This window comes from Roseovarius faecimaris, from assembly GCF_009762325.1.
GTDB lineage: Bacteria > Pseudomonadota > Alphaproteobacteria > Rhodobacterales > Rhodobacteraceae > Roseovarius > Roseovarius faecimaris.
Map to the genome: position 1 here is coordinate 2,635,638 of NZ_CP034348.1, position 25,876 is coordinate 2,661,513.

Here is a 25,876-nt window from a genome sequence, read left to right on the forward strand (position 1 = left end):
GACGTGCCCGCCTCGCGAAGCCGCCTGCAAGGGCGGATGAGCGGCCCGGCTCAGAAGTTTGGCGCGCGTTTCGCCATGTTGGCGGCAATCACTTCCATCTGGTGCGGCTTGCCGATGAGGTCGGCCTGTTCACGGCTTTCGGCCAGCAGCACCGCGTCCTCCCCCACCCCGCTTTCGGCCAGGCCGATCAGGCGCTTGGCCGCGCGGATGGCCGAGGGGCTTTTGCCCGCGATCATCGTGGCCAGCGCCACCGCGCGCGCCTGCGGGTCCTCGGCAAGCTCGGTCACCAGCCCCCAGCGCTCGGCCTGTGCGGCCCCGATCGGCTCGGCGCTGTAGGTCATCTGCCGGATCACATCGGAGCGCGCCAGCCGGGGCAGAAGCACCATGCCGCCCATATCGGGGATGAGACCCCATTTCATCTCCATCACCGCAAGCTTCGCGTCGGGGGCGGCCAAGCGAATATCCGCCCCGAGAGCGAGTTGAAATCCCGCCCCGAACACTGCGCCATGCAATGCCGCGATCACCGGCACCGGCAAGCGGTGCCAGACCATCGCCACCTCCTGAAAGAGGTTGGTGTTGCCGTGGGTGCGCGGCATGACCACGCCTTCGGGGTCTTGCGCGGCGAGTTGGGCAAAGCTCATCACATCAAGCCCGGCGCAGAAGCTCTTGCCCTCGCCAGAAAGTACGACGGCGCGGATATCCGCGTCGCTCAGCGCCTGCCCGGCAGCGACGATGGCCTCGGCCATGTCCGGGTCAACGGCGTTCATTTTATCCCCCCGTGTCAGGGTGACATGGGCGATGTGATCTTTGATTTCGGTCGTGACGCGGGCCATGGCGGGTCTCCTTTGCGGTCATGAAACCGCAAAGCGGGCCGCAGCACCAGTGCGACGTCAGGGCACGATGCGTTCGACCGCGCGCATCATCCCGAGCGATTTGTCATAGACCAGCGTGAGGATCCGCCGACCGCCCGCCTTGGCGGCAATGGTGGGCAGGCTGCGCACCGTTCCGGCGGCAAGGGCGGCGGCGATGAAGCCGCGGCGCGAGAGGTTGGGCATGACACGGCCCCTTACTTGTTGCGAACGATTCTCACCTAAGGCGCGAACCGGCGCGTTTCAAGGGCTTGCGCGCCACCGAAGGATGCCCCACTCTGCCCCGCATGACAGGACCTCGCCTCACCCCGCTTGCCCAATCGCTGCCCGCAACCGTGCCTTTTGTCGGCCCCGAAGAGCAGGAGCGCAACCGTGGCGCGGCCTTTGCCGCGCGGCTGGGTGCAAACGAAAGCGTCTTTGGCCCTTCGCCCGGTGCGATTGCCGCGATGCAGGCGGCGACGGGGGAGATCTGGATGTATGGCGACCCGACGAGCCATGATCTGCGCACCGCCCTGGCGGCACATCTGGACGTGCCAATGCCCTGCATCATGGTGGGCGAAGGCATTGACGGGCTTCTGGGCTATCTCGTGCGGCTGCTGGTCGGCGCGGGCGATACGGTGGTGACCTCGGACGGGGCCTATCCGACGTTCAACTATCATGTGGCCGGCTTTGGCGGGGTGTTGCACAAGGTGCCTTATGCGCAAGATTGCGAAGACCTGCCTGCGCTGATCGCCAAGGCGCGCGACGTGGATGCCAAGCTGATCTATTTCGCCAATCCAGACAATCCGATGGGAAGCTGGACCACGGGGGCCGAGATCGAGGCGGCGCTGACCGACCTGCCCGAGGGCTGTCTTCTGCTGCTTGACGAGGCTTACGCGGAGTTTGCCCCGGAGGAGGCTGTTCCTCGCATTGACGTGCACGACCCAAGGGTCATCCGTATGCGCACCTTTTCCAAGGGCTATGGCATGGCGGGGGCGCGCGTGGGTTATGCTTTTGGCGCAGAGCCCCTGATCACCGCCTTTCACAAGATCCGCAACCATTTCGGGATGAACCGGGTGGCGCAGATCGGCGCGCTGGCCGCTTTGCAGGATCAGGCGTGGCTGGCGCATGTGCGTGACGAGGTGGTGGCCTCACGCGGGGAGATCACCCGGATCGCGGCGGAAAACGGGCTGAGCGCCCTGCCCTCGGCCACCAATTTCGTGGCGGTGGATTGCGGGCGCGATGGCGATTTTGCCCGTGCGGTGCTGGCCGGGCTGGTGGGGCGCGGGGTCTTTGTGCGCATGCCCTTTGTGGCCCCGCAGGACCGCTGTATCCGGGTCAGTTGCGGCCGGGCAGAGGATATGGCGGCCTTTGCGGCGGCCCTGCCCGAAGCGCTGGCCGAGGCAAGGCGCTGAGACCCGAAGCAGCGGCGGAGCCCCACTGAAACAAGCACCACACAAAGAATTAACCTGACAGATGCATTTTCTGCGGTAAGCTCTGTCTCATGAGACAGCGACCCATCAGCCCGGCCCCCGATTACACCAACGCCGCATTGGTGATGGGGCTGGTGAACATGCTGTGGATCTTCATGGTGATCTGGGCCTGGATCGGCCTGCCTGCGATCCTTGTGCTGGGCTATGTGCTCGACAAGGTGATCAGCCGGATCGGGGCGCGCCGCCGCCGGTAGCCAGAACTGCCGCCGCCGCCTCAAGCGCGCCGCGCCCATGCGGCACATCAAGGGCGGTCAGCCCGGCCTCGACCGCGCCCAGCAGCCCCATGATCATATGCCCGTTGACATGGCCCATATGCCCGAAACGGAAAAACCCGTCTGCGGCATAGCTGCCCGGTTCGGCCATGCCCAGCCCGATGCCCAGTGTGACGCCCAGTTCGGCCTCGACCCAGTGGCGCAGTTCGGTCCCCTTGGGCGCCGGCAGGCTGAGCGAGGTGACCGCATGGCTGCGATGCGCCGGATTGGCCAGATTAAGCCGCAACGCGCCGCCTTCCTGCCAGGCGTCAGCAGCGGCCCAGATCGCGTGCGCGAGCGTTTCGTGGCGGGTCCAGATCGCCTCCATCCCCTCGGCATGGATCATATCGAGCGCGGCGCGCAGGCCAAAGAGATGATGGGTGGGGGCGGTGCCGCAGAAATACTGGTAGAACAGCTCGGGATCGGCGCGAGGGGTCCAATCCCAATAGCGGCTGACCCGGGGCATGTGCTTGCGTTTCTCGGCGGCGCGGGCGTTGAAAAAGACAAAGGCAAGGCCGGGCGGGACCATCAGCCCCTTCTGGCTGGCTGCGACCATGACATCGACGCCCCAGGCGTCCATCTCGAACCGGTCACAGGCGAGCGAGGCGATGCAATCGGCCATCAGCAGCGCCGGGTGGCCTGTGTCATCAAGCACGGCGCGCATGGCAGCGATGTCATTGAGCACCGAGGTGGAGGTGTCCACATGGGTGGCGAGCACGGCCTTGATCCTGTGCGTCTTGTCGGCGCGCAGGGCCGCGTCCAGCCGGTCCATATCCACCGGCGCCTGTTTGCCGAAATCGAGGATTTGCGGCTCGGCACCCAGCGCCTCGGCCATCTCAGCCCAGCCATGCCCGAACCGGCCTGTACAGGGCACCAGCACCGCCTCACCCGGTGCGATCGTGTTGGCCAGCGCGGCCTCCCACGCGGCATGGCCATTGCCGATATAGATCGTGGCCGCCCCATCGGTGCGCGCGACGCGCCTGAGATCGGGGATCAGCCCCGCCGTCAGCACCTCCAGATCGCCGCCATAGATGTTGGGCGCGGGCCGGTGCATGGCGCGCAGCACTTCCTCGGGCATCACCGAGGGTCCGGGAATGGCGCGATAGGCAGGTCCGGGGATATGGGGCATGGCTTGGCTCCTCAACGTCGTGGCGCACATTACGCGGCGCATCCGCGTCGTCAATCGCCTTGCCAGCCGCCCCCCCTGCCCCTACATGGGGGCGGCTGACGACACAAAGGAGCGGCAAGGGTGGTCAAAGGCCTTATCAAGCGGATCGGTGACTGGGAGCGGGAGACCCGCGCCTATTACAACACCGACCTCTCCACCCCCGAGAACCGCCGCCGCGCGCATATCTATAACCTGTGGTTCGACCACGCGGTGCTGCGCAAATTCTGGACCAATTTCTGGCCGGTGGCGCCGGGGGTCTATCGCTCCAACCAGCCGACGCATGCGCGGTTTGTCAAACTCAAGGCGATGGGTATCCGGTCGGTCCTGAACCTGCGGGGCGCTGCGGGGGCGGCGCATTACCTGGTGGAAGAGGAAAGCTGTCGCGAGCTGGGGCTGACCCTGGTCAACTGCACGCTGCACGCCCGCTTCGCGGCCCCGCGCGAGGATATCCTGGCGGTGATCCGCGCCTTCCGCGAGATCGAGAAGCCGTTCGTGATGCATTGCAAATCCGGGGCCGACCGGGCCGGGTTCGCCTCGGTGCTTTACCTGCATGTGATCGAGGGCCGCCCCCTCAGCGAGGCCCGCAAGCAGCTCGGTCTGAAATACCTGCATATGAGTTTCTCGCGCACCGGCATTCTGGGCTTCATCCTGGACCGCTATGAGGCGCGCAATGCCGAGAGCCCGATCAGCTTTGAAGACTGGGTGGCGACGGAATATGACCAGCAACAGATGCAGGACGCGTTTGAAGTCGAACGCAAACCCTGGTTCTGAGGCCGCGCCGGAAGAGTATTCTGCCTCCGGCGGGAGTATTTCGAGAACAATGAAAGGGCGGGCCTGTTTCATTGTTCCTTAAATACTCATATTCCAACCCTCAGTATTTTCGGGCCAGCTGTTCGGGGCTCGCCCCCAGAAGATAGCGGATCAGAAGTGTGAGATTGCGCGCGCCGCGGCGGAGCCATCCATCACGCCGATACTTGGCGGCACTGGTGGTGATGCGGCCGGGCAAGACATCGAGGCGGCGGCCAAGGGCGCGGGCCATGGCCACGTCTTCCATCAGCGGGATGTCGCGATAGCCCCCCACCGCGTCATAGTCGGCGCGCGAAATCAACAGGCCCTGATCGCCATAGGGCAGCCGCAAACTGCGCGCCCGCAGATTGGCCCAGGTGGCGACAAGTGTGGGCGCCAGCCCACGCGCATCGAAGCGCAGGCGGAAATGGGCGGGGCGATGGCGCGCCATCTGCGCCTCGACCAGCGCGGGCCAGTCGTCGGGCAAGAGGCTGTCGGCATGCAGGATCAGCAGCCATTCGCCCGTCGCCTGCGCCACTCCGCGCCGAAGCTGGCCGCCGCGCGAGGCAGGCCCGGTGACAAGCTGCGCCCCGGCCTCTTCAGCGATGGCAAGGGTGGTATCGGTCGAGCCGCCATCGGTGAGGATCAGCTCGCGGATCAGCGCGGCCTCCACCCCGGGCATGAGCCGCGTCAGGCAGGCGGGCAGGCTGTCGCCCGCGTTCAGCGTGGGGATCACCACCGAAAGCCGTGCGCGCATGTCATTGCCCCTGTTCCCTGTCGTCTGAGCGCTTATATTACGCGACAAGACGGAAGGGGAGAGCCGATGACACGCAGCATTCTGAAGATCAGCGGCGCGGATGCCGAGCATTTCCTCCAGGGGCTGATCACCAATGACATTGCCAGGCTGGATCAGGGGCTTGTCTATGCCGCGCTATTGACGCCGCAGGGCAAGTACGTGGCCGATTTCCTGCTCTGCCGGGAGGGTGACGGCATCCTGCTCGATGTCGACGCCGCGCTGGCGCCAACGCTCGCTCAGCGGCTGAACATGTATAAGCTGCGCGCCGATGTGCAGATTTCCGAGACGGGCCGCAAGGTCCGGCGAGGGGTTGGCGTGGCGCCGGACGGGGCGCTGGCGGATCCGCGCCATGCCGCGTTGGGCTGGCGGCTTTACGGCGGCGAGGGCGGCGATGACGGCACCGATTGGGATGCGATCCGCGTGGCCCATTGCATCCCCGAGACAGGCATAGAGCTGACCCCTGACACATACATTCTGGAAGCCGGATTCGAGCGGCTGAACGGCGTGGATTTTCGCAAGGGCTGCTATGTCGGCCAGGAGATTGCCGCGCGGATGAAGCACAAGACCGAGCTGCGCAAGGGGCTTGTGACCGTCGGGATCGACGGTTCGGCCGCCCTGGGCAGCGAGATCACCGCAAACGGCAAGCCCGTCGGCACAGTTTACACCCAGGCGAATGGCCAGGCGATTGCCTATCTGCGGTTCGACCGCACCGGGCCGGAGATGCAGGCGGGCGAGGCCAGGATCAGCTACACCCCATGAGCCTTGAGGCGGCGGTGACGGCCCTGACCGGGCAGGCCCTGCTTTACAAGGAGCGTTTGCATGGCGGCGATCTGTCGGAGGTGTTCCGGCTGACCCTCGCGCCCGATCACGCAACCATCGTGGCCAAGCGCGGGCCGATGGTGACGCGTGAGGCGCGGATGCTTGAGGCGATGGCGGAGGCAGGCGCGCCGGTGCCGGATGTGATCGGCGCCCATGGCGATCTGATGCTGATGGAAGACTTGTCGGAGGGACGGCTCACACCGGACATATGGGGCGACCTGGGCGCGCAGCTCAGCGCGATGCATGCGGTGACGGGGCCGTATTATGGCTGGCCCGAGGACTATGCGTTCGGGGCGGTGGCCATTCCAAACGCCCCCTGCCCCACCTGGCCCGCATTCTGGGCCGAGCGCCGGTTGATGGCCGCCCCCGATGCACTGCCTTCTGACCTGGCCCGGCGGGTGGAGGCGCTGGCCGTGCGGTTGCCCGAATTGCTGCCCGAAGCACCCCCGGCATCGCTCCTGCATGGGGACCTGTGACAAGGAAATCTGCTTGCATGCGGCGGGCAGGCCCGGATGATCGACCCGGCCTGTTACTACGGCCATGCGGAGGTCGATCTGGCGATGCTGGACTTTTTTGGCCGCCCCGCCCCAGATTTTACGCGACGTTATGGCGCGCCGGAGCCGGGCGCGGAAACACGCCGACCGCTTTATCAGCTCTGGCCGGCGCTGGTGCATCTGCGGCTGTTCGGCGCAGGTTACCGGCCCTTGGTTGAGGGGCTGCTGACCCGCGCAGGCGCCTGAATTCAGGCGCGTTCAGAATATTCCATCGTCTCGGTGTTGACCACGATCGCCTCATCGGGGCCGACGAAGGGCGGCACCATCACCTTCACGCCATTGTCGAGAATGGCGGGTTTGAAGGAGTTGGCCGCGGTCTGGCCTTTGACGACCGGCTCGGTCTCGACCACGGTGCAGGTGACCTTCTGCGGCAGCGTCGCATTAAGCGCCTCCGACTCGTAGAACTCCACCTGAATCGTCATGCCATCCTGCAGAAACGGGCGACGCTCGCCCAGGATTTCCGCTGGCAATTCAATCTGTTCGTAGGTTTCCGCATCCATGAAGACGAGCATCCCGTCGCTTTCATAAAGGAACTGCTGATCCTTCTGCTCAAGCCGCACACGCTCGACCTTGTCGGCGGAGCGGAAGCGCTCGTTCAGCTTGGAGCCGTTGCGCAGGTTGCGCAGTTCGACCTGGGCAAAGGCCCCGCCCTTGCCGGGTTTGACGTGCTCGACCTTCACGGCAGCCCACAGGCCGTCATTGTGCTCGAGTACGTTTCCGGGGCGAATCTCGTTTCCGTTGATTTTCGGCATTGTGGCAAAACCATGTCAAAAGGTTGATCAAAGATTGACTGACCCTATATCTGGGGTCAGCGGAGGGGGCAAGATGGCGAAATATCGTGCTGCATTTGCAAAAGATATGCATAGAATGCATAGGAGTTATGCATTTTAGGCCTATCCGAATCGATCAAAAATCGCCATAACCCACGCTACGCCAAAAACGCAAGAGCAATAAAAACAAGGACGAAACATGAAAGATTTCGTTGACGGCACCGCCTTCAATGCAGAGCAAGGCAATCGTGCGCGTAAACTTTTCGCAGCTGTTGTACTGGCTGCACTGGATGATGCCATTTCCGATGACAAGAAATATGGCAATGGTCCCGAGCAGATCGCTCGCTGGGCGCGGTCTCGTGATGGCCGCGAAGTGCTGAGCTGTGCCGGGATCGACCCGAACGAACGCGTCGTGTCGGGTCTTATGGAATTCGTCGGCAAAGGGGTGCGGACCTCTGTCGCGCTGTCGCGTGAAGAGAGCGAGCGCCGCAATGCCGCTGCCCAGGCCGAAGCCGCCTGAGCACTCCAGAACCAACCTCCAAAGGGAAAGCCCTGCCAGTGATGGCGGGGCTTTTTCTTTTCCGGACTTCGCTTTACCCTGTAGGCAGGATGGGGAAGCGCAATGGCTTATTACGATCTAGGCAGGTATTCCTGCCCTGTCACCACCACGTCGAAGAAAGCGCAGCGCTGGTTTGATCGTGGCCTGAACTGGACCTTTGGCTACAACCACGACGAGGCCGTCAAATGTTTTGAACGGGCGGCACGGCACGACCCGGGCTGTGCCATGGCGCAATGGGGCATCGCCTATGCGGTGGGCCCGAATTACAACATGGAGTGGCACCATTTCGATGATCCGGGCCGTGCGGCGGCCCTGGAACGGGCCTATGACGCGACGCAGGCAGCACTCGCCCTGCCCGATGTGACGCCGCCCGAGCGCGCGCTGATCGAGGCGTTGCAGGCGCGGTATCCGCAGCGCGAGGTGCCCGAGGATATCGACGAGATGAAGCCGTGGAACGATGCCTTCGCCGATGCGATGCGCGCGGTTTTTCACGCCCATCCCGATCACCTCGATATCCGCTGCGTGTTCGCAGAGGCGTTGCTGAACCTGACGCCCTGGCAAATGTGGAACCTGGCCGAGGCGCGGCCCGCCGACGGGGCCAGCACCGAGGAATGCCAGAGGGTTCTGGAGGCGGCGCTGGAGGATGATGCGCGCGCGATGCATCATCCGGGGATCACGCATCTTTATGTGCATCTGATGGAAATGTCGCCCACCCCGGAAAAGGCACTGAAGGCGGGCGATGCGCTACGCGAGCTGGTGCCGGATGCGGGGCACCTGATCCATATGCCCACGCATATCGATGTGCTCTGCGGGCATTACAGCAATGTGGTGCAGTGGAATGAGGCGGCGGTGCGCGCCGATATGGAATTCTATGCGCGCGAAGGGGCCTTTAACATCTATACCGGGTACCGGCTGCACAATCTGCATTTCATCATCTATGGCGCAATGTTTCTGGGTCAGATTGCCCCGGCCCTGCGCGCCGTGCAGATCATGCGCGAAACGGTGCCGGAGGCCCTTCTGAGGATGGAAAGCCCGCCCATGGCCGATTTCACCGAAGCCTATCTGAGCTTCGAGCCGCATATCCTGGTGCGGTTCGGCCGGTGGGAGGAGGCCACGCGCCTGCCCCTGCCCGAAGACCCCGAGCTTTACTGCTCGCTTGTGGCCAATGTGCATTATGCGCGGGGGGTGGCGCATGCGGCGTTGGGGAATGTGGCCGAGGCGGAGGCGGAGCAGGCGCTGTTTCACGCCGCCGTGGCGCGCATCCCCGAGACGCGGCGGGTGCATAACAACATAGTGGTGGACCTCATGAAGGTCGCCGCCGAGATGCTGGAGGGCGAGATCGCCTATCGCCGGGGCGCCTATGACGCCGCCTTTGCCGCGCTGCGCCGTGCCGCGCATGCGGAGGACACGCTGCCCTATGACGAGCCCTGGGGCTGGATGCAGCCGGCGCGGCATGCGCTTGGCGCGCTGCTTTTTGAGCAGGGCCATGTGGACGAGGCCGAAGCGGTGTTTCGCGAGGACCTGGGCCTGGGCGGACAGCTGAGCCGGGCGACGGTGCATCCCGATAATGTGTGGGCGCTGAAGGGATTGTATGATTGCCTGACGGCGCGCGGCGAAGACCGTGAGATCGTGCAGATCAAACAGCGGCTCGATCTGGCCAATGCCCGCGCCGACAAGGCCGCGCGCGCGCCCTGTTTCTGTGCGCAGGCGGCGATGTAGGGCACCACGTCAGGCCCATCGGCAGCCCCCGGGTTGGCGATTGGAACAGGTATTCTGCGGCGCTTTATCCCCGCCAAATCCGCGTGCAGAATGAGCGATGCGCCCAGCGTCACCATATAGCCAGCCCAGGTAGGGGGCTGGCTATGGGCCGTAACCGGCCTTGGGTGTTTCGCTCAGGCCGGATCGACAAACACCAGAACCCAGAACAGCGCGGGGGCCAGTTGCACCAGCGCGAGACAAGCGATCAGCAGCCGAGAACGCAGGCTTTCGAACCGGCGCATCAGGATCAGGCAAAAAAGCAGGGACAGGCCCGTTTCCACCGGGCCGACAATGCCCGCGTGATGCGCGGTGTCCCAATAGCTGATCGGGCTTTGAAAGACCCAATCGGACAGAGGCCAGAAATGCGGGCGGCCGTCGTCGTGATGCAGCGGAAAATCAAATGCCAGATGCAACAGCCCGGAGGCCGCGAAGATCATCGCGGTCCGCGCGCCCATCCACCAGGCCAGGGCAAAGCCCGCGCCCCAGACGATAAAGGAGTTATCGACGGCAAACACCGCCTGCCAGGCATCGGAGAAATAAAGCTGGTTGAACACCACATGCGGGCTGATGCCCAGCACATAGATGGACACGGCGGTCATCACATAGAGCGACAGGTCCGGGGCCAGCGCCCCGCCCAGCGCCGCCAGCGTCGTGCGGCGCTGATACGGCCGGGCAAAGGCCGCGGCGGCAAAGATCAGGTGGGCGGGTGTATTCATGTCTTTCCTTGCGCCAATACGCGGCCTATCACGGCGCAAGGCGATAATGGGGGCAAGCGATGCCACGGTCCATCATGATTCAGGGCGCGGGCTCGAATGTGGGGAAATCCATGCTCGTGGCGGGGCTGGCGCGGGCTTATACGCGGCGCGGGCTGAACGTGGCGCCGTTCAAGCCGCAGAACATGTCGAACAATGCCGCCGTGACTTCGGATGGCGGCGAGATCGGGCGCGCGCAGGCGTTGCAGGCCCGCGCCGCGGGGCGCGCCCCGCATACGGATATGAACCCCGTCTTGCTGAAGCCCGAGACCGAGACCGGCGCGCAGGTGATCGTGCAGGGCCAGCGCCGCGCAAGCCTTGAGGCGCGGGCCTTCGGGCAGGCCAAACCCGAGCTTTTGCGCGCGGTACTGGAAAGCTTCGGGCGGCTCAAGGCGGGGGCTGACCTGATCCTCGTCGAAGGCGCAGGCAGCCCGGCCGAAACCAATCTGCGGACGGGCGATATTGCCAATATGGGCTTTGCCGAGGCGGCGGGCGTGCCTGTGGTGCTGGTTGGCGATATCGACCGGGGCGGCGTGATTGCGCAGCTTGTGGGCACGCAAGCCGTGCTGTCGGGCGAGGATGCCGCGCGGATCAAAGCCTTTGCCATCAACAAGTTCCGGGGCGACGTGCGGCTGTTTGACGGTGGCCTGAAGGATATCGAGGCACGCACGGGCTGGCCTTCGCTGGGGGTCGTGCCGTGGTTTGATCAGGCCTGGCGACTGCCTGCCGAGGACGTTCTTGATATCGCTTCGTCGCCGGGCGCGGGTGTCAAGGTGGCGGTGCCGCAACTCAGCCGGATCGCCAATTTCGACGATCTGGACCCGCTGAGCGCCGAGCCCGGCGTGACGGTCGAGATCGTTCCGCCCGGGCGCGCCCTGCCCGGTGATGCCGATCTGGTGCTGATCCCCGGCAGCAAATCGACGATTGCCGATCTGGCGTTTTTCCGGGCGCAGGGCTGGGATGTGGACCTGACGGCGCATCTGCGGCGCGGCGGGCATATCTTGGGCATTTGCGGCGGCTATCAGATGCTTGGACAGGAGGTGGCGGACCCCGAGGGGATCGAAGGGCCCGCCCAAACGGTGCCGGGTCTGGGCCTGCTGGAGGTGCGCACGGTGATGCGCCCGGCAAAGCGGCTGACCCTGTCAGAGGCCCGCTATCTGCCGTCGGGGGATGCCGTTTCTGGCTATGAGATCCATATCGGAGAGACGGACGGGGCCGATTGCGCCCGCGCCTGGCTGGAGGTGGGGGGCGCACCGCACGGGGCCGCGCGTGCCGACGGGCGGGTGCTGGGCTGTTATCTGCACGGGCTGTTCAGCGCCGATGGCTTCCGGCAGGCCTATCTGCAACGGCTCGGCGGGCAGGCGGTGATCGGGTATGAACAGGCGGTCGAAGAGACGCTGGATGCCCTGGCCGACCATCTGGAACGGCACATGGACCTCGACAGGCTGCTTGCGCTCAGCGCAGAGGTCTAGAAGGGCGCGGCCCGGCGGGGCGTCTTATTCAAGCTCTTTCGTGGCCAGGGCGCGATGGATCTCGCGGCGCACCAGCTTGCGGACATTGCGGGTGATCCGCTCGCCCAGAGAGCCCTGCAATTCCTGACGGACAATCTCGGTCACCAGATCGCGCAGCGCTTCCTCATCCAGAACCGCCTCGTCATCGCCCAGCGGATCCTCTGCCCCGGCAAAGGCGTTGTCCTTGGCCGGTTCCGGACCGGGGTCCGGAGCCAGGGCTTCGGGGGCGAAATCATCCTCTTCGGCCACATAGGGTTCAAGACCCTCGTTGGGCGACACGATCTCGGCATCCTCGATCTCGTCCTGCCAGGTGAAGGGCTGAGTCGGCTCGGCGGCGTTGTCATCGCCGGGCGCGTCACCATCGGGTTCCCAGTCATCCTCGCGGGCGGCCACGGCCTCTTCAAAGCCGGCGGCGCGTTCCGACAGGGCGTCGACGGCGTTTTCCCGGCGCTCGTCATCCTGCCAGTGATCATCGTGGTCCTGCGGCGCGTCTGCCGCGGTCTCTTCCTCGGGCTCGGGCTCTGGGGCCGCTCCGGTGTCCTCGTCATCGGACCATTCATCCGGCTGCGGGCTGCCGTCATCGGGCTCGGCGGTGCCTTCAAGCGCGTCACTGCCGTCTTCTGCCTGTTCCGGAGTGTCGTCTTGCCAGGTGTCGGCCTCTGGCTCGGCCTCGGCATGGTTTTCCGGCTGCGCCGCGGCCGCCTCGTCCGCCTGCCCGGCCTCTTCGGCAGAGGCGCTCTTGGTTGCAGACACGCGCAATGCGGGCGTCAGAACGAGCGCGTCGGCGGGGGGTGTCTTGTCTTCCGATGCAGGGGCATCGCCGTCATCGGCCGCCTCTTGCGGCGCGTCCTTTTGCGCACGGTCATCCGCCGACACGAGCCGACGGATGGACGAAAGTACGTCCTCGATTTCCACATTCGTCACGGGATCTGACATACTGCTACCCATTCCTGCCTGGCTCGTAGTGTATCCAAGGGGGCGAAGGCGCACAATGGGTTAGGCGGTGTTTTAAGCGTAATTCCGGGGCATTCACGACCGGCACGCGCGCCGCTCACTCCTTGCCGAGCGCCTTGAGAACTTTGTCCAACTGCTTGCCCTGCTTGCTTTTTTCCACGGGCGCCTCTTTTACGAGGTTGTAATAGGCCGCCGGATCATAGGTCTGGACGTTGAGCCGCAGGTCCTTTGCCGTCAGCTCGCCCATCGAGGAGAGCACCGCATAGGAGGCGATGAACACATCCGCCTCGGCCGAGATCAGATTGGCCTCGGCATCGAGCAGGTCCTGTTCGGCATCGAGCACATCGAGCGTGGTGCGCGCGCCAAGCTTGGCCTCTTCGCGGACCCCGTTGAAGGCGACGCGCGCGGCGCGCACTTGCTGCTGGCTGGCGATGACACCTGCCCGCGCGGCGGCAAGCTGGGCATAGGCCACGCCGACATTCTGAACGACCTGATGGCGCACCACATGCAGGTTGGCCCGGAGCGCGTCGCGCTGTGCCATCGCCTTGCGCTTGGTGGCCGAAAGCGCCCCGCCCTGGTAAATCGGGCCGGTGACCTGAACGCCCAGGCTGCCGGTGCGGTTATACTCGTTGTCGAACACTTCCTGGCTGGCCCCGAGCCGCCCCTGCAGGCTGAGCGTCGGCTTCATCGCCGCGTCGGCCGCCATGATGTTCAGCTCGGCCGCGGCAATGTCATGCTGGGCGCGGCTCATTTCCGGGTGCTTGCGCACCGCCACGGCCTTGGCGGCGTCAACATTGCCCGACAGGCGCGGCGCGCTGCTGGGCGGGCGCAGATTGCCCGGCTTGCGGCCCACGGCGGCACGAAATTCCTCGACAGCCTGCAGATAATCCCCTTGCGCCAGCGCCAGCCCGGATTTGGCCTGAGCCAGCCGCGCCTCGGCCAGGGCGACATCGGTACGCGTCACCTCGCCCACCTCGAACCGGTCGCGGGCGGCACGCAGTTCCTGACGGATCAGGCGCAGGTTGTTTTCGCGCAGGGTCACGAAACGGGCATTGCGGCGCACGTTCATATAGGCCTGCACCGCCCGCAAGAGCACCTGTTGTTCAACCGAGATCAGCGCGTTGCGCGTGGCCAGCACGTTTTCCTTGGCGGCGTCGATCTGAAACTGGGTCCGACCGAAATCATAGAGCAGCAGACTTGCCGTGATGCCAAGGTTCACATCCGTTGCCCGGGTGCCCACGGTGATGGAATTGTTGCTCACGCGGCCAAAGGTGCGGGTGAGGTCCGCCGACCAGTTCAGGATCGGGCGCAGCCGCGACACGGCGATCGCCACATCCTCGTCCGCGGCGCGCAACAGAGCGCGGTTCTGATCCAGAAGGCCGCTGTGGTTATACGCGCTCGCCAGGGCATCGGCGAGGGTTTCGGCACGGGCGCTGTGCGGGGTGGAGACGCTCACAAGGCCCAGGGTCACCAGAGCCAGTGCGACGGCGCGAAACTGTTTGAGCATCAGCAGACCCTTTACAAATCGCCGCCGCGCGCCATCAAAGCGTGAACGCGGCGTGCTTTTCAAACCCCGGAAGCACCGGTGCACCGGCGTTGAAGGCAAAGCGCCAGCTGACGTCGCCATCGATCTTGTAGCCCACACGCACGACCCCCAGCGCCCCTTCCTGGAACAGGCAGCAGATGCGCCCGCCCTCCTTGAGCTGATCGGTGATCGCGTCGGGCAGATGCTCGACAGCGCCCTGCAGGATGATCACGTCATAAGGTCCGTGCTCTGCCGCGCCCTCGCTGAGGGGCCCGTGATGGACCACCGCGTTGTCAGCGCCCTGATCCAGAAGCAGTGTCTGGGCTTCCTGCGCGGCGTCTTCGTCGGGCTCGACGGCGACGACAAGCTCGGCCATGCGCGCCATGACGGCGGTGGAATAGCCCAGCCCCGCGCCGATATCGAGCACCAGCTCATCGCCGCGGATATCCAGAGCGTCGAGCATTTTCGCAAGCGTCCGCGGCTCCAGCATGACGCGCCCGCCCCCGAGATCGAGGTTTTCGCCCATATAGGCCGCCTCGCGGGCCTGGCGCGGCACGAACGCCTCTCGCGGCACCGAGAGCATCGCATCGATGATCGGGAACTTGGTCACATCGGAGGGGCGGATTTGCGTATCCACCATCATGGTGCGGCGGGCAGCGTAGTCGGTCATGGGCTAAACTCTTGTGTTCAGAATCCTTGTGCTCTGTTTTGACACAGAACCGCCGAGGCGACAATGGCCGAGGCGGCTCAAAACCTGTCCATGGTGTCGCGTCCTGACCCGCCGGACGCGCGGCACGTTCGGGGGCACGCAGGGTCTTGCAAGGGGCGCAGCGATCAGATACTCCGAGCCGACCACTTTGAGACGAGGCGAGTTGGCGGAGTGGTGACGCAGCGGATTGCAAATCCGTGTACACCGGTTCGATTCCGGTACTCGCCTCCATTTAAAAACAATCACTTAGCCGAATTCTTGTAGCTATACGTGAATTTCAAACACGGATATTTGAAATTATAGCGCCGAGCCGCCCCTGCCGCTCTAACTCGCAACGAAAGCGCATGTGTGAAAAATCGAGGCTATTGCCTTCTCTTGACGGGCAAACAAAGGACCAACACACAGACTTCTTAAGCAATATCTCAGCATCCCTGCCGTTGATCGAGAAACAAACGAATGTCCGGTGCAGGACAAACCTGCCATCAGGGAAGCTCCATTGGCCCGACATTTGATTCAAAGCAATGCACGGCGCTGCCTGTCGTGATAGAGTTGTAAGCTCCACAACGTTATCCCTTTCTTTTTTTGGGATTTTTCGAAGGACGCCAAAATGCATATCGAAGTCAGTACAGATAACAGCATCAAGGGGAGTGAAGCCATCACGGCCCAAATTACGGGATTGGTACAGAACGACCTGGCCTACCTTGCAGAACATATAACCAGAATCGAGGTCCATCTCAGTGATGCCAACGCCGACAAGTCCGGCCCAGATGATATAAAATGTGTTCTGGAAGCACGGCTCAAAGGCCAGCAGCCTATGGCCGTCACGGATTCGGCCTCGAGTTTAGAACAGGCAACGAGGGGCGCAGCCGGCAAGATGAAAAGCGCACTAGAAAGCACTCTCGGGAAACTAACGGACCGTCGCTAACATATTCGGCATCAATCTTTCATTTCACCGATCGATCTACACCCTCGGGCAATAAGGCATCTGACAATGATGGAGTTAGATTATGACAGACGAAGACAAGCTTTGGGCACTTGAAGAGCGGTTTTGGACGGAAGGCGCTGACAATGCGCGGAAGATGACGACAAAGGGCGCCGTATTTGTTCTCCCTTATCCGCCGGGAATACTTCAAGGCGACACTGTGTGGCGCGAGAGCTTAGTCGCGCAGAGGTGGCGGTCCGTCGTATTTTCGGAGCGCTACTATAAACAAGAAAAGAATGTTACCGTTTTGGCCTACCGTGTCTCAGCAGAACGCGGGGACACACCGATCTACGAAGCCCTTTGCACTTCCACCTACCTGCGGGATGAAGGCAAATGGCTTCGAGTTTTGCACCAACAAAGCCCCATAGCATAACTGTTCCACGGCCGCTGTACAGGCTTGCTGTGCGACTGTGGCGTTCCGAACGGTCAACGTCCGATTAGGGCACAGGACGAAGCCGCTGCCGCGGCAATGGCGCTTGTTGCGAGTGTTGCACGATGCTTCAGGGACCGCGCGTTTTGTGATCTGGCTGACTTGTTTGACGATTGAGGTTTCTCAATCGACAGACAGGAGGATTTCATGGTCAGCGAGAGAACCACACCGCTGCGGGAGCGGATGATCGAAGACATGCGTATTCGGGGCCTGGGGAACAAATCCCAGCAGGCGCACATCCGGGCGATCAAGGATTTTGCCGGTTTTCTGGGGCGCTCGCCCGACACGGCGACGCCGGAGGAGCTTCGCGGGTATCAGCTTCACATGACTGACACCGAGGTCACGCCCTCAGTCTACAACAGGCGCATCACCGCTCTGCGTTTCTTTTTCTCGATGACCTGCGGGCGGGATGAGATGAAGCGGTACATGCAGTTTCGCACAGAACCGCGCAAACTACCTGCGGTGCTCAGCGTCGAGGAAGTTTCTGATCTTCTGGCGGTCGCCCCCGGTCCGGGGCTCAAGTACCGCGCGGCGCTCAGCATTTCCTATGGCGCGGGGCTTCGGGCCTCCGAGGTCTGCAATCTCACCACCGGCGATATCGAAAGTGATCGGATGCTGATCCATGTTGTGCAAGGTAAGGGGCGGAAGGATCGCAAGGTGATGCTGTCGCCCGGATTGCTCGACCTTTTGCGCGACTATTGGTGCGAGGCACGCCCCGATCAGGGCACGGGCCGAAGACTTGCTGCCGGTTGAGTACTTCCACGTGGTCTTCACTCTCCCGTAGCCGACGTCCCTGTCGGTCGTGGAGGCATGCCCTCGTTTTCAGCAGCATGGATTGACGCCATGTCACGTGCACCTAGACGCGCCGGGTTCCGGTCCAGGACATCCCTGTCAGACTGGGGCGTCCGGCGCCCCGAATAGAGATGTCGCATATGTGCTGCAGAGACCCCGTCGGCCTCCATCACGAGGCGCACCATCGGATCAGCCAGCATTTCCTCAAGGAAGAAGTCGGACAACGCTCTGCCCGTCAGCTTGTCCCTGGCGCGGGCATAGTCCAGATCGGCAAGGGAAAGGGTCAGAGACCGCGCAAGCCCCGGATGCGATGTCCGGGGATGAAGTTTCACCAGGACTGAGGCTTTCCAGGCTGCAGGATTCTGTTGATCCGGGGGTGAAACCAACTCCGTTTCGATCTCGTACTCTCCCGCCGGGAGCGTCTCGTCAAAGCCTGGAACGGTGAACGGTCGGGAAAAAACCGCAACGGTCTTGCTCGTCAGTTCTTCCATTGGCGTGATCCTCTCCCTTGTTGCTGCGGGTGGTCCGCGCCCCAGTTAAGAATGGGGCGCGTGGCCTGTGAACGTCTCAAGATGTCTTGGATTTCGCTAGCGCATCCTCGCCGGCGGCCTTCGACTCGTTCTCCTTGGCTGGGGTCTTCGCGGTCTCCGCGGGCTTCGGCTTCATTGCGGCCGCAGCCCTGGCGGTCAGGTCCTTGAAGGACATATCATCGATCCTATGATTGGCCGGCGCCAACTCCTCGTCCATGTCGGACCGGGATGCCTGGCATCGATACTATCTATATAGGGGCTGGCGACCCGATTTACGATGGCGCGCCGCCAAGAAGACAAAGATCACACCAGATCGTCAGTCCAAACCTTGAACTCCGTCAGCGTGTTCTGACCAAATGTCTGGGTCAGAGGGACGTCAGCGGCATCGCGGCCCCGCGCGATCAGAATTCTCGCAAACTTAGGCTTGTTGTTCCGCGGGTCGAACATGTGCCATTCACCAGCGAGAAAGACCTCCATCCACGCCGCAAAGTCCCCGGGCGGATGAGGCAGAGGTTCACCGATGTCGCTCAGATATCCGGTGCAGTAGCGTGCCGGAATATTCATGCAGCGGCACAAGGCGATGGCGAGGTGAGCAAAATCACGGCAGACGCCCTGTCGCTCGGCCATTGACTGCGATGCGGTGCGCGTCGCTTTCGCCTGCATGTAGTCGAAGCGGACATGCCCATGCACGAAATCGCAGATCGCCTGAACGCGTGACCATCCCGGGTCCGTGGTCTCGAAAAGACGCCACGCCTCCTCCGAAAGAAGATCGGTATCGCAATACCGGCTGCCCCGAAGAAACACGAGGGTCTCGAAAGGCAGATCCTGGACCGCGTGCTGCTGCGCGCCAGGGGACGCGGGATCGGGTCGGCCATAGTCGCGGAAGATGCCATCCGTTGACAGCGCGAAGTCGCCCGCCGGAGCCAGGAGGCGCGTACACCAGTTGCCGAAGCCGTCGCGGTAGCTTTCGAGCGGCACGCTTGGCGACGTCACGAGGTAATCGGCACGCTCCAGATCGCCAAAGCGCGAGTAGTGGACGTTCAGCATCGCAATCAGCGGCGTCGGCTGCGGGAAGCTGTATCGCAGACGACACCCGATGCTGACCCGCATGCCAGACACACGGCCGCGCCTGGTCATGTCATGAGTATCTTGCAAGGATGAGCGTTCCGAGGCATCGGGCCGGTGCCATCCTGCGCAAGGACGGGGAAGGCCAGGGACGCTATCACTCCAGCCACGATGGTCAGCCTCGAGATCAACCTTGCCAGCGGGTGTCTCATCGCCGCTTGCTCCTTGGCGGACCAGAGTCCGCCGGTTGCAGCGCGAGTCTTCGATAGCCCAAGCGTGAGCGTTCCAGTCAGCCGTCGCGTGGGCGCGGGCGGCGGCGGGGAGCCCCTGGAATTCGATCTGGATGGCATTCCTTCGTTCTCGGCCACCTGGATCGCGAAGTCCGGCGGAACTGTCCGATGAGTACGACCGGTCATCGGGGCGACAACTTGTGCAGGGCCGCAGCGGCAAGAGCATGTTCCTTCTGGTGGTAGTCGCCGCGGAACTTGCCATCGACCTCCACCTCCCAGGTGCCGTTCCTTTCGCGCACCTGAACTCCACCGCGGTGCGGTGGCCAGTTCATGGAAGACCCCATTTCTCCTCTGCCTTTCGCCGACACGGGTTTCTTGTCGGTCAATTTCGACTCCTTCGCGATGGGCGCGCGCTCCTCTCCGAGAAGCATCACGGCGCGAATGAATTCTTCCGCGTAGTCGTCGGTTTCGCGGTAATCGTGTTCGTGCGGCACCATGCGCATCGGTTCCACGAACCGTTCTCGGAGGTGGTCGACGAAACGCGGCTCGGTACGTGCCATGTAAGCGATCAGGGCCTGCAGAATCCGTTCATGGGCCAACACGCGCCGTTCAAGATCGGTCGTCTCTGCTGCCGTCCTGGTTAGATGTTTCACTGATGTCATAGCGTATTGTCCTCCTCGCTGCGCGGTTCGACGCTGGATGTCGTGTGTTCGAGCGAGGCAGGCAGTCCTTCGCCTCGTCGCGATCCAACTCTTGCCATACACCTACCAGCCAAGCGCAAATCGTGTGCTGACGCAGATTAGGGGCACGGAAATTAAGTGGGTGTGTCTCGCTTGGAAGCGGAAAAAAGCCTGGGCAATCCACGTGCCATGACCAAGAAACTATTGCCCCAGCTCGACATCTGTGCGTGTCACGATTGGCGTCGAGGGGTCTTGCGCTGGTCGGGCCCTGCCGGTTGATGCCACGCCACCGTCGTCCGGGACGCTGCCCGGATCGCGGACGGGGTCTGCCTCGCCCTGCATGCCGCGCAGGAACTGGAACAGATCGCTGTCCGTCGTCAGGACAAGCGTCGTGTCATCCGAGATCATGTCGCCGTAGGCCTGCATGGTTCGGGTGAAATCGTAGAATTCGACCGAAACGGCATCGACATTGTAGGCGCCCGCATAGATTGCTGCTGCTGCGGCATCGGCGGCACCGCGGATTTCCTCGACAGCGCGATAGGCTTCGGACTGGATCTTGTTCAGATCCCGCACCCTGTTGCCTTGAATACGGGCCGCTTCACCGTTGCCTTCGGACAGGAATCTTTCGGCGATCTGCCGGCGTTCCGAGATCATGCGGTCATAGATCTTGGGTCGCACGCTCTCATTGTAGTTTATGCGCTTGAAACGAATGTCGAGAAGCTCAATCCCGAAGACGCGCACCTTCTCCGCCGCCGCCTCGAAGATCTGCTGCTCGACCAGCGCCCGCCCCTTCGTGATGGGAACCAGTGCGCCAATGTCCTGCGCAAGCTCCTGATCAGTCAGAAGCGTGTCCCGAAGCGGCGTCCGGCCCCTGGTCGTGCGCACAATCTCGATGAGTTCGTGCTTGGCGACGGCGTTCCGCGTCTCGCTACCGAGGATATCATCGAGGCGCGACTGGGCGCTGCGCTCGTCGCGCAGGCGCAGAAAGTACTGCAGAGGATCGGTGATCTTCCAGCGCGCGAAGAGATCGACCGAGATATAGAGCTTGTCTTTGGTGGGCATGTCCGATGGCGAGCCGTCCCACTCCAGAACCCGGCTGTCGATCCGGTTAACCTCCTGAACGAAGGGGAGTTTTATCTTAAGACCGGCCTCGGTGATCGGCGCGCCGACCGGTTTGCCGAACTGGGTGATGATGGCTTGCTCCACCTCCCCGACCGTGTAGATCGCGGATGATGCAGCGGCGAGACCGGCGACGGCGATCCCGGCGGTAATGGTCGAAATGGTCTTCATGGTTGCTCTCCTGTCTGTCGATCCAGGTTCAAAAGCGGCAGGATGCTTGCCGTGGACCCGTCGACAATGATCTTGGAGCCAATTCCCGGCAGAACATCCTGCAGGGTTTCGATGTAGATCCGGCGCCGGGTAACTTCGGGCGCCAGACGGTATTCCGTCAGGAGCGCCGTGAAGCGTGCCGCATCGCCCTCGGCTTCATTGATCCTCCTCAAGCGATAGCCATCGGCTTCGCGGATGCGCTGGTCCTTTTCGCCTTCGGCCAGAGGTATGACGCGGTTGTATTCGCGGCGGGCCTCGTTGATGATCCGCTCCTTCTCTTGTTGTGCCTGGTTGACCTCGTTGAACGAGGCCTGAACCGGCTGGGGCGGATTGATGTTCTTCAGCTGTACCTGATCGATGCTGATGCCCATCGCGTATTTGGTCGCGAGCGCCTGCATCTTCATCAGGGCTTCGCTTTCGATTTCCTGGCGCCCGACGGTGATCACCTCGTCGACTGTGCGGTCTCCCACAACTTCGCGCATGACGGACTCCGAGACGTAACGCAGGGTCGCGCTTGGCTCGCGCACTTCAAACAAGAACTTCCGGGGTTCGGAAATCCGGTACTGCACCACCCACTCCACGAGCGCGGCGTTGAGATCGCCAGTCACCATCTCGGTCTCGCGGCGACCGTCCGTCGGGCTCTGATAGGGATCGGAGGCACCCGGAGTCGTGAACCCGAACTCTTGTTTCAGCTGGCGCTTGACCGGGACCAACGTGGTCACGTCGATCCCGAACGGGATCTTGAAGTGCAGCCCCGGAGGGACCTCGGCCGAGTACTTCCCGAACCGTTGGACAATCGCGACGGAGTCGCTCGGCACGGTGTAATATGAGGACCACGCCCCAAACGCCGCAAGCGCAATGGCGGCCCCGATTGCAAGACGCTTCACCGGTGGCAGACCGTCCGGCAGGATGCCGTGCAGCCGATCCCGACCCCGCCTGAGAATTGCGTCAACCTCAGGGGGAACGCGGGTCTGCTTGTTTTTCCAAGGTCCGCGATCTTCCGGTCCATTGTTATCAGAAGGCATCGCAAGCTCCTATTTCGGTTTTGGCACTCGGTGCGATGCCTGGCTCGCGCGTTTGACGGTGCGAACCGTTTTGCGCCATCACATCGTCGGCTCTGAACAGCATGACCTCAGAGTTCCAGTTCCTTCAGGCAGGCTTGCGCAATGTCTCGGTCTGGGGCATCGGTTCCTGGCATCGTCGCCCAGCCGGCTGTCATGAGAGCGTCGCGCCTCTGGTAGGTTGAGGCTGCCCGGATCGTTGCAAGCTTGTCCACCCGAGCCGGGTCTGACCGCGCCATGTCGAGGCAGACCGGTACCATTGAGGCGACGACATCATTACGGGACATCGCCACCGCCCGGTCATTCGAAGTGCCGCCGGTCACCCAGCCACCCCATGTAAATCCGACGACGCCGACAAAGACAGCACCGATCACGGCACCATAGATGCCGGGTTTGAGCCATTCGGGAGTATTCATTTCAAGTCCTCCTGCGGAGAAGGCGCCGCCTCGCCGTGATTGTTCTTCTCAGTCGCGGCCCGATCCCGGCTCAGCGCCTCTTTCACGTCGCTGTCGGAAATCGCACGTAACTCGGTACGTCCCGCATGACCGCCCCTTCCGCGCACCGTCAGGTAGGTCGCCGTCCGTCTATAGGCCTCGAAGCTTAGCCCCTGGAGAAGCTCTTCTTCGACGAGAACCTCGTAGTCGCCCGCGGGCAAATCGCCCGGGTATCCCGGCAAGGTGAACGGGTTTGAAAACGTCACCGTCGATCTGGTCGACCGCATGTTCATCTCTGGTCTCCGCGATGTTGGCAGATCCGTCGCTCACCACTGTTGACGGCCCCTTGGAGTCCGGGACGGACCAGTCGAACGATTTAGTATCTTGTACCTCGGGATCGTCCGACTGGTGCTGACGCATGTTAGTCCCGGGCACCGAACCGGCTGCGACCCCGTCCTTTGGTCAGTCGCCCACACTGACCTGTGTAAGGGCGGCGAGACCGACCTGCGCGTATCCTTTGGGAAACAGGGGCGATCTGCGTTCCTGCAACCCTTGAAAGGATTGGCGATGGCCGACCCCAATGTTCTCAACCCGCACCCGCCCGAGTTCGATCGGTTTCTTCATGCGTCCGTCGGCGAGGACCGGAACGGCTATGCCGTGACAGTCCTTTCCACGCTTGCGCGGCTCGGTCTCGATCCATGGAACGAAACAGCTGAACTGGTCACGCTGGGACACGACGCCGCGCGCGCGCGGTTGGAAACGCTGCTTGCCCGGTTTCAGGATGTTCCCTCACTTGCAAGCGATCATGGCAGGGTCGCACGTGACTTGAGCCAGCTGCTTCCTGAAGGCCGGACGTCAGGTGCCCTGCAGCGCGCTGCCTCGACGGTGGCCGATGGCCGCCCGGGAACAAGCGGCGCGATCTGGGCGGTGCTCGCGATCATCTTTGTGCTGTTTCAGATGTTCATGGTTGGCGGGTCGGGGTCAGGCGAATGACCGTCTCAACCGCGACCGCGAGGAGACCGGCACATGCAGCGCACAAGTCCGGTACGCTTTCTCCACACGAACAGGGCATACTCTGGGAAATGGAGGAACACTTCTGGACCAGTGGCGCCGACAGTGCGCAGGCGACCACAGCAACCAACGCCGTTATGGTCTTCCCCTATCCGCCCGGCATCCTCCAGGGCGACCAGATCTGGCCCCATCTTCGCGAAAGGACCGGCTGGCGTTCCGTCGTCATGGCCGAACGGCGCGTGACGCGATGCGGTGACATCGCGATCCTCACTTACCGGGTCTCGGCTGAAAAAACCGACGTGCCGATCTACAAAGCGCTTTGCGCCTCAACGTACCTCAACGATGAGGACACCTGGCTGAGGATTTCCCACCAGCAAACTGTGGTGATTTAAGAACCGCAGAGGCAATCGACCTGCCGCGGGCGCCGGGACTAACCTGCGTCAGTGCGGCGAGGCCCTGGCACGGTTAGATGAGACGTGCCCGCCGAATATTTGGTGGCGCATCTTTTTCCGAGTACCCGAGAAGCGTGTGGGCGTGCCGATCCCCAAAGGGTCGGCATGTCGGCGCGCTTCTTATTCTCGGAACGTTCAGGAAAGGACAATTCCAATGACTCCCGAACAGAACAAGACTGCCGAGAAGATGACCTCCGTGAAGGCCGCGTGGGACAAGGCGCCCGCTGGTCCGAAGAAGGACGCGGCGCTCAGGCACTACGAGGCAGCCGAGAAGGCGAACACGGCGAAGAACGACGCCGAGACCAACAAGGAACTCGATGCGGCGAGCGAGAAGCTCTCGTGACATCCGACACCTGATGCAAACCTTGGCCGCCCCTCGCTTTGCGGAGGGCGGCCCTCTCATTTCAGGAGCGGGCCGCTCTGATCCAGATACGCCGGATCGAACTCGGCAAGTTCCACCAGCCCCTCATAGTCGTGAAACGTCACGCGGCCGTCCCGAAAGGTCACCAGTCCGTTCTCGCGAAGCTGCCGCAGGACGCGGTTCACGTGAATCGCACTAAGCCCCAAGGCATCTGCCAGGTGATACTGGGTCAGCGGGCAATCATACCCATCCTCAGTCCCCATGCCCACCAGCGCAAGCCGCGATCCCAGCTCCAGCAGGAAATGCGCCATGCGGGCGTCAGCATCACGCCTGCCGATCCCGACGAGATGCTCCACGACCATCGCCTCGTCCCTTGACGCTGCCCAGAGTATGGCGGTCGCCAAGCGAGGGGTCCGGGCGAACGCTTCCAACAGGTCGCTTGTCAGCACTTCGGCTGCCTCGATGTCCACGATGGGTTCGAAGCTGTGGTCCGACGTGCGCAACAGGACGCTGCGCAATCCCAGAAAATCTCCTGGCACCTGGAAATCCACGATCTGCCGGGTCCCGTCGGCCTGCAGTTTGTAGGAACAGACCCAACCCGCGGACAGAATATACGCGGCCTGAGCCGACTGGCCCTGATGCACCATATCACGCCCCGCGACGAAGGAGCGGCGACGCTGATGCAGTCGTTCAAGCACGGCCAGCTCGACCTCCGACAAAGCGACAAAGGCCGAAAGTTTGCGGGTCAGGGGGCTGTGTTCAACTGATGTCATGTGGCCTCCCGGCGTGTCGTGACCCAAGAGCAGAAATCGGCTCGGACACTGCTCTGGATCAGTCCAGCATAGAGCAATTCCTGCGAGATGTACGGATACATCTGAGTCTCACCTTCTCTCAGGTTCACGATGCCAAGGAAGGAAACTCAGATGTCCACCGCAAGCGAACATGCAGGCCAGGCCGCCCTATCGATCTGCGAGGCGCTCCTGCTTGCCATGAACGATCGCGGGTTGCTGCCGGAGCATGAGATCGTGGGGGTTCTTCGCGACGCCGCGGCGACCCATGAGAACGCGGTCGGTACCGAACTCGAAATGGAAAGGCACCGGGCCGTCGCCGAAATGATCAACACGATCATCGCTGGCGGGAACTCTGTTCGACGCCCGTGAACCGCTCGGGCGGCGGTGTCGATCCGAATTCTCGGAGTGGAGACCGAATAGGATACCGCGGACTTGCGCGCAACGCAGCTAAGCATTTGACCCGGCCCGTTTCGCC

General features: G+C 63.0%; 31 protein-coding genes, 1 tRNA gene and 2 pseudogenes. 16 read left to right on the forward strand and 18 right to left on the reverse strand.

The genetic code is table 11. From position 1 onward, the window contains the following. Positions 1 to 50 precede the first annotated feature (50 nt). Entirely contained in the window at positions 51 to 833 is a 783-nt protein-coding gene (locus EI983_RS13335; protein ID WP_157707865.1) for a crotonase/enoyl-CoA hydratase family protein, read from the reverse strand. Positions 834 to 890: 57 nt separating this feature from the next. Next, positions 891 to 1,055, reverse strand: coding sequence for a Tat pathway signal protein (locus EI983_RS13340; RefSeq protein WP_157707866.1), 165 nt, complete (start codon positions 1,053 to 1,055; stop codon positions 891 to 893). Positions 1,056 to 1,156: 101 nt separating this feature from the next. On the opposite strand from EI983_RS13340, the gene EI983_RS13345 reads away from it, so the two are divergent. Beyond that, positions 1,157 to 2,263 (forward strand): pyridoxal phosphate-dependent aminotransferase, encoded by a 1,107-nt coding sequence (locus EI983_RS13345; protein WP_157707867.1) that lies wholly within the window; start codon positions 1,157 to 1,159, stop codon positions 2,261 to 2,263. A gap of 89 nt (positions 2,264 to 2,352) precedes the next feature. Further along, positions 2,353 to 2,535 carry a hypothetical protein gene (locus EI983_RS13350; RefSeq protein WP_157707868.1) on the forward strand — a complete coding sequence of 61 codons (183 nt, stop codon included), beginning with the start codon at positions 2,353 to 2,355 and terminating at the stop codon, positions 2,533 to 2,535. Here the strand turns inward: EI983_RS13350 and EI983_RS13355 are convergent. Continuing rightward, positions 2,504 to 3,721, reverse strand: coding sequence for a pyridoxal-phosphate-dependent aminotransferase family protein (locus tag EI983_RS13355; RefSeq protein ID WP_157707869.1), 1,218 nt, complete (start codon positions 3,719 to 3,721; stop codon positions 2,504 to 2,506). The genes EI983_RS13350 and EI983_RS13355 overlap by 32 nt on opposite strands. Positions 3,722 to 3,841: 120 nt before the next feature. Here EI983_RS13355 and EI983_RS13360 point away from each other — a divergent pair, with 120 nt between their 5' ends. Further along, positions 3,842 to 4,531, forward strand: a complete 690-nt coding sequence (locus tag EI983_RS13360) for a tyrosine-protein phosphatase (protein ID WP_157707870.1) — start codon at positions 3,842 to 3,844, stop codon at positions 4,529 to 4,531. A 100-nt stretch (positions 4,532 to 4,631) separates the two neighbouring features. Here EI983_RS13360 and EI983_RS13365 read toward each other — a convergent pair whose 3' ends face one another. Beyond that, a complete protein-coding gene (locus EI983_RS13365) occupies positions 4,632 to 5,303 on the reverse strand; it encodes a TIGR04283 family arsenosugar biosynthesis glycosyltransferase (protein ID WP_157707871.1) in 672 nt (223 codons plus the stop codon). A 66-nt stretch (positions 5,304 to 5,369) separates the two neighbouring features. Between EI983_RS13365 and ygfZ the strand changes: the two genes are divergently transcribed. Then, on the forward strand, positions 5,370 to 6,101 hold the full coding sequence (gene ygfZ / locus EI983_RS13370) for a CAF17-like 4Fe-4S cluster assembly/insertion protein YgfZ (RefSeq protein ID WP_157707872.1): 732 nt from the start codon (positions 5,370 to 5,372) through the stop codon (positions 6,099 to 6,101). After that, positions 6,098 to 6,901: pseudogene (locus EI983_RS13375) on the forward strand (fructosamine kinase family protein). The gene ygfZ and the pseudogene EI983_RS13375 overlap by 4 nt, the downstream one beginning before the upstream one ends. A gap of 2 nt (positions 6,902 to 6,903) precedes the next feature. Here the strand turns inward: EI983_RS13375 and efp are convergent. Then, the gene (gene efp, locus EI983_RS13380; protein ID WP_157707873.1) at positions 6,904 to 7,467 is read right to left on the reverse strand and encodes an elongation factor P; all 564 of its coding nucleotides are present in this window, start codon (positions 7,465 to 7,467) and stop codon (positions 6,904 to 6,906) included. A 217-nt stretch (positions 7,468 to 7,684) separates the two neighbouring features. Here efp and EI983_RS13385 point away from each other — a divergent pair, with 217 nt between their 5' ends. Further along, a complete protein-coding gene (locus EI983_RS13385; protein WP_157707874.1) occupies positions 7,685 to 8,005 on the forward strand; it encodes a DUF6280 family protein in 321 nt (106 codons plus the stop codon). A 102-nt stretch (positions 8,006 to 8,107) separates the two neighbouring features. Then, complete coding sequence (locus EI983_RS13390; RefSeq protein WP_157707875.1) at positions 8,108 to 9,763, forward strand: hypothetical protein; 1,656 nt, start codon at positions 8,108 to 8,110, stop codon at positions 9,761 to 9,763. A 173-nt stretch (positions 9,764 to 9,936) separates the two neighbouring features. On the opposite strand, the gene EI983_RS13395 is transcribed toward EI983_RS13390, so the two are convergent. Continuing rightward, the gene (locus tag EI983_RS13395) at positions 9,937 to 10,518 is read right to left on the reverse strand and encodes a cobalamin biosynthesis protein CobQ (protein ID WP_157707876.1); all 582 of its coding nucleotides are present in this window, start codon (positions 10,516 to 10,518) and stop codon (positions 9,937 to 9,939) included. Between the two features lie 59 nt (positions 10,519 to 10,577). Here EI983_RS13395 and EI983_RS13400 point away from each other — a divergent pair, with 59 nt between their 5' ends. After that, positions 10,578 to 12,026 (forward strand): cobyric acid synthase, encoded by a 1,449-nt coding sequence (locus EI983_RS13400; RefSeq protein ID WP_157707877.1) that lies wholly within the window; start codon positions 10,578 to 10,580, stop codon positions 12,024 to 12,026. A gap of 24 nt (positions 12,027 to 12,050) precedes the next feature. Here the strand turns inward: EI983_RS13400 and EI983_RS13405 are convergent, their stop codons facing one another. From EI983_RS13405 to EI983_RS13415, 3 genes are all read right to left on the reverse strand, one after another. Continuing rightward, on the reverse strand, positions 12,051 to 13,001 hold the full coding sequence (locus tag EI983_RS13405) for a hypothetical protein (protein WP_157707878.1): 951 nt from the start codon (positions 12,999 to 13,001) through the stop codon (positions 12,051 to 12,053). Positions 13,002 to 13,116: 115 nt separating this feature from the next. After that, entirely contained in the window at positions 13,117 to 14,526 is a 1,410-nt protein-coding gene (locus tag EI983_RS13410) for a TolC family outer membrane protein (protein WP_157707879.1), read from the reverse strand. Between the two features lie 34 nt (positions 14,527 to 14,560). After that, positions 14,561 to 15,214: a protein-L-isoaspartate O-methyltransferase family protein gene (locus EI983_RS13415; RefSeq protein ID WP_157707880.1), complete on the reverse strand. Its 654-nt coding sequence runs from the start codon at positions 15,212 to 15,214 to the stop codon at positions 14,561 to 14,563. A 196-nt stretch (positions 15,215 to 15,410) separates the two neighbouring features. Here EI983_RS13415 and EI983_RS13420 point away from each other — a divergent pair. The 4 genes and pseudogenes from EI983_RS13420 to EI983_RS13435 all read left to right on the forward strand — a co-directional run. Further along, a tRNA-Cys gene (locus EI983_RS13420) sits at positions 15,411 to 15,484 on the forward strand. Between the two features lie 376 nt (positions 15,485 to 15,860). Further along, a complete protein-coding gene (locus EI983_RS13425) occupies positions 15,861 to 16,178 on the forward strand; it encodes an HPF/RaiA family ribosome-associated protein (protein ID WP_157707881.1) in 318 nt (105 codons plus the stop codon). An 82-nt stretch (positions 16,179 to 16,260) separates the two neighbouring features. Beyond that, positions 16,261 to 16,608 (forward strand): hypothetical protein, encoded by a 348-nt coding sequence (locus EI983_RS13430; protein ID WP_157707882.1) that lies wholly within the window; start codon positions 16,261 to 16,263, stop codon positions 16,606 to 16,608. A 204-nt stretch (positions 16,609 to 16,812) separates the two neighbouring features. Beyond that, a pseudogene (locus EI983_RS13435) lies at positions 16,813 to 17,385 on the forward strand (tyrosine-type recombinase/integrase); the annotation flags it as partial. A gap of 50 nt (positions 17,386 to 17,435) precedes the next feature. Here the strand turns inward: EI983_RS13435 and EI983_RS13440 are convergent. The 8 genes from EI983_RS13440 to EI983_RS13475 form a co-directional block, all read right to left on the reverse strand. Further along, positions 17,436 to 17,948, reverse strand: a complete 513-nt coding sequence (locus EI983_RS13440; protein WP_157707883.1) for a hypothetical protein — start codon at positions 17,946 to 17,948, stop codon at positions 17,436 to 17,438. A gap of 76 nt (positions 17,949 to 18,024) precedes the next feature. Then, positions 18,025 to 18,162, reverse strand: coding sequence for a hypothetical protein (locus EI983_RS13445; protein ID WP_198389299.1), 138 nt, complete (start codon positions 18,160 to 18,162; stop codon positions 18,025 to 18,027). Positions 18,163 to 18,290: 128 nt separating this feature from the next. After that, on the reverse strand, positions 18,291 to 19,097 hold the full coding sequence (locus EI983_RS13450; protein ID WP_217626486.1) for a transglutaminase-like domain-containing protein: 807 nt from the start codon (positions 19,095 to 19,097) through the stop codon (positions 18,291 to 18,293). A 367-nt stretch (positions 19,098 to 19,464) separates the two neighbouring features. Next, a complete protein-coding gene (locus EI983_RS13455) occupies positions 19,465 to 19,944 on the reverse strand; it encodes a hypothetical protein (protein ID WP_198389300.1) in 480 nt (159 codons plus the stop codon). A gap of 219 nt (positions 19,945 to 20,163) precedes the next feature. Continuing rightward, positions 20,164 to 21,252 carry a protease modulator HflC gene (gene hflC, locus EI983_RS13460; protein WP_157707885.1) on the reverse strand — a complete coding sequence of 363 codons (1,089 nt, stop codon included), beginning with the start codon at positions 21,250 to 21,252 and terminating at the stop codon, positions 20,164 to 20,166. Next, positions 21,249 to 22,316, reverse strand: a complete 1,068-nt coding sequence (gene hflK, locus EI983_RS13465) for an FtsH protease activity modulator HflK (protein WP_157707886.1) — start codon at positions 22,314 to 22,316, stop codon at positions 21,249 to 21,251. Before hflK ends, hflC begins: the two co-directional genes overlap by 4 nt. 107 nt (positions 22,317 to 22,423) lie before the next feature. After that, on the reverse strand, positions 22,424 to 22,768 hold the full coding sequence (locus tag EI983_RS13470) for a hypothetical protein (RefSeq protein ID WP_073038017.1): 345 nt from the start codon (positions 22,766 to 22,768) through the stop codon (positions 22,424 to 22,426). Continuing rightward, complete coding sequence (locus tag EI983_RS13475; RefSeq protein ID WP_246162179.1) at positions 22,765 to 23,079, reverse strand: hypothetical protein; 315 nt, start codon at positions 23,077 to 23,079, stop codon at positions 22,765 to 22,767. Before EI983_RS13475 ends, EI983_RS13470 begins: the two co-directional genes overlap by 4 nt. 274 nt (positions 23,080 to 23,353) lie before the next feature. Here EI983_RS13475 and EI983_RS13480 point away from each other — a divergent pair, with 274 nt between their 5' ends. The 3 genes from EI983_RS13480 (at position 23,354) to EI983_RS13490 (ending at position 24,592) form a co-directional block, all read left to right on the forward strand. Then, on the forward strand, positions 23,354 to 23,779 hold the full coding sequence (locus EI983_RS13480) for a hypothetical protein (protein WP_157707888.1): 426 nt from the start codon (positions 23,354 to 23,356) through the stop codon (positions 23,777 to 23,779). Next, positions 23,776 to 24,189, forward strand: a complete 414-nt coding sequence (locus EI983_RS13485; protein ID WP_246162180.1) for a hypothetical protein — start codon at positions 23,776 to 23,778, stop codon at positions 24,187 to 24,189. Before EI983_RS13480 ends, EI983_RS13485 begins: the two co-directional genes overlap by 4 nt. 214 nt (positions 24,190 to 24,403) lie before the next feature. Next, a complete protein-coding gene (locus EI983_RS13490; protein ID WP_157707889.1) occupies positions 24,404 to 24,592 on the forward strand; it encodes a hypothetical protein in 189 nt (62 codons plus the stop codon). Between the two features lie 56 nt (positions 24,593 to 24,648). Here EI983_RS13490 and EI983_RS13495 read toward each other — a convergent pair whose 3' ends face one another. Continuing rightward, positions 24,649 to 25,383, reverse strand: coding sequence for a Crp/Fnr family transcriptional regulator (locus tag EI983_RS13495; RefSeq protein ID WP_157707890.1), 735 nt, complete (start codon positions 25,381 to 25,383; stop codon positions 24,649 to 24,651). 150 nt (positions 25,384 to 25,533) lie between these two features. On the opposite strand from EI983_RS13495, the gene EI983_RS13500 reads away from it, so the two are divergent. Then, positions 25,534 to 25,770, forward strand: coding sequence for a hypothetical protein (locus EI983_RS13500; RefSeq protein ID WP_157707891.1), 237 nt, complete (start codon positions 25,534 to 25,536; stop codon positions 25,768 to 25,770). The last annotated feature ends 106 nt before the right edge of the window (positions 25,771 to 25,876 follow it).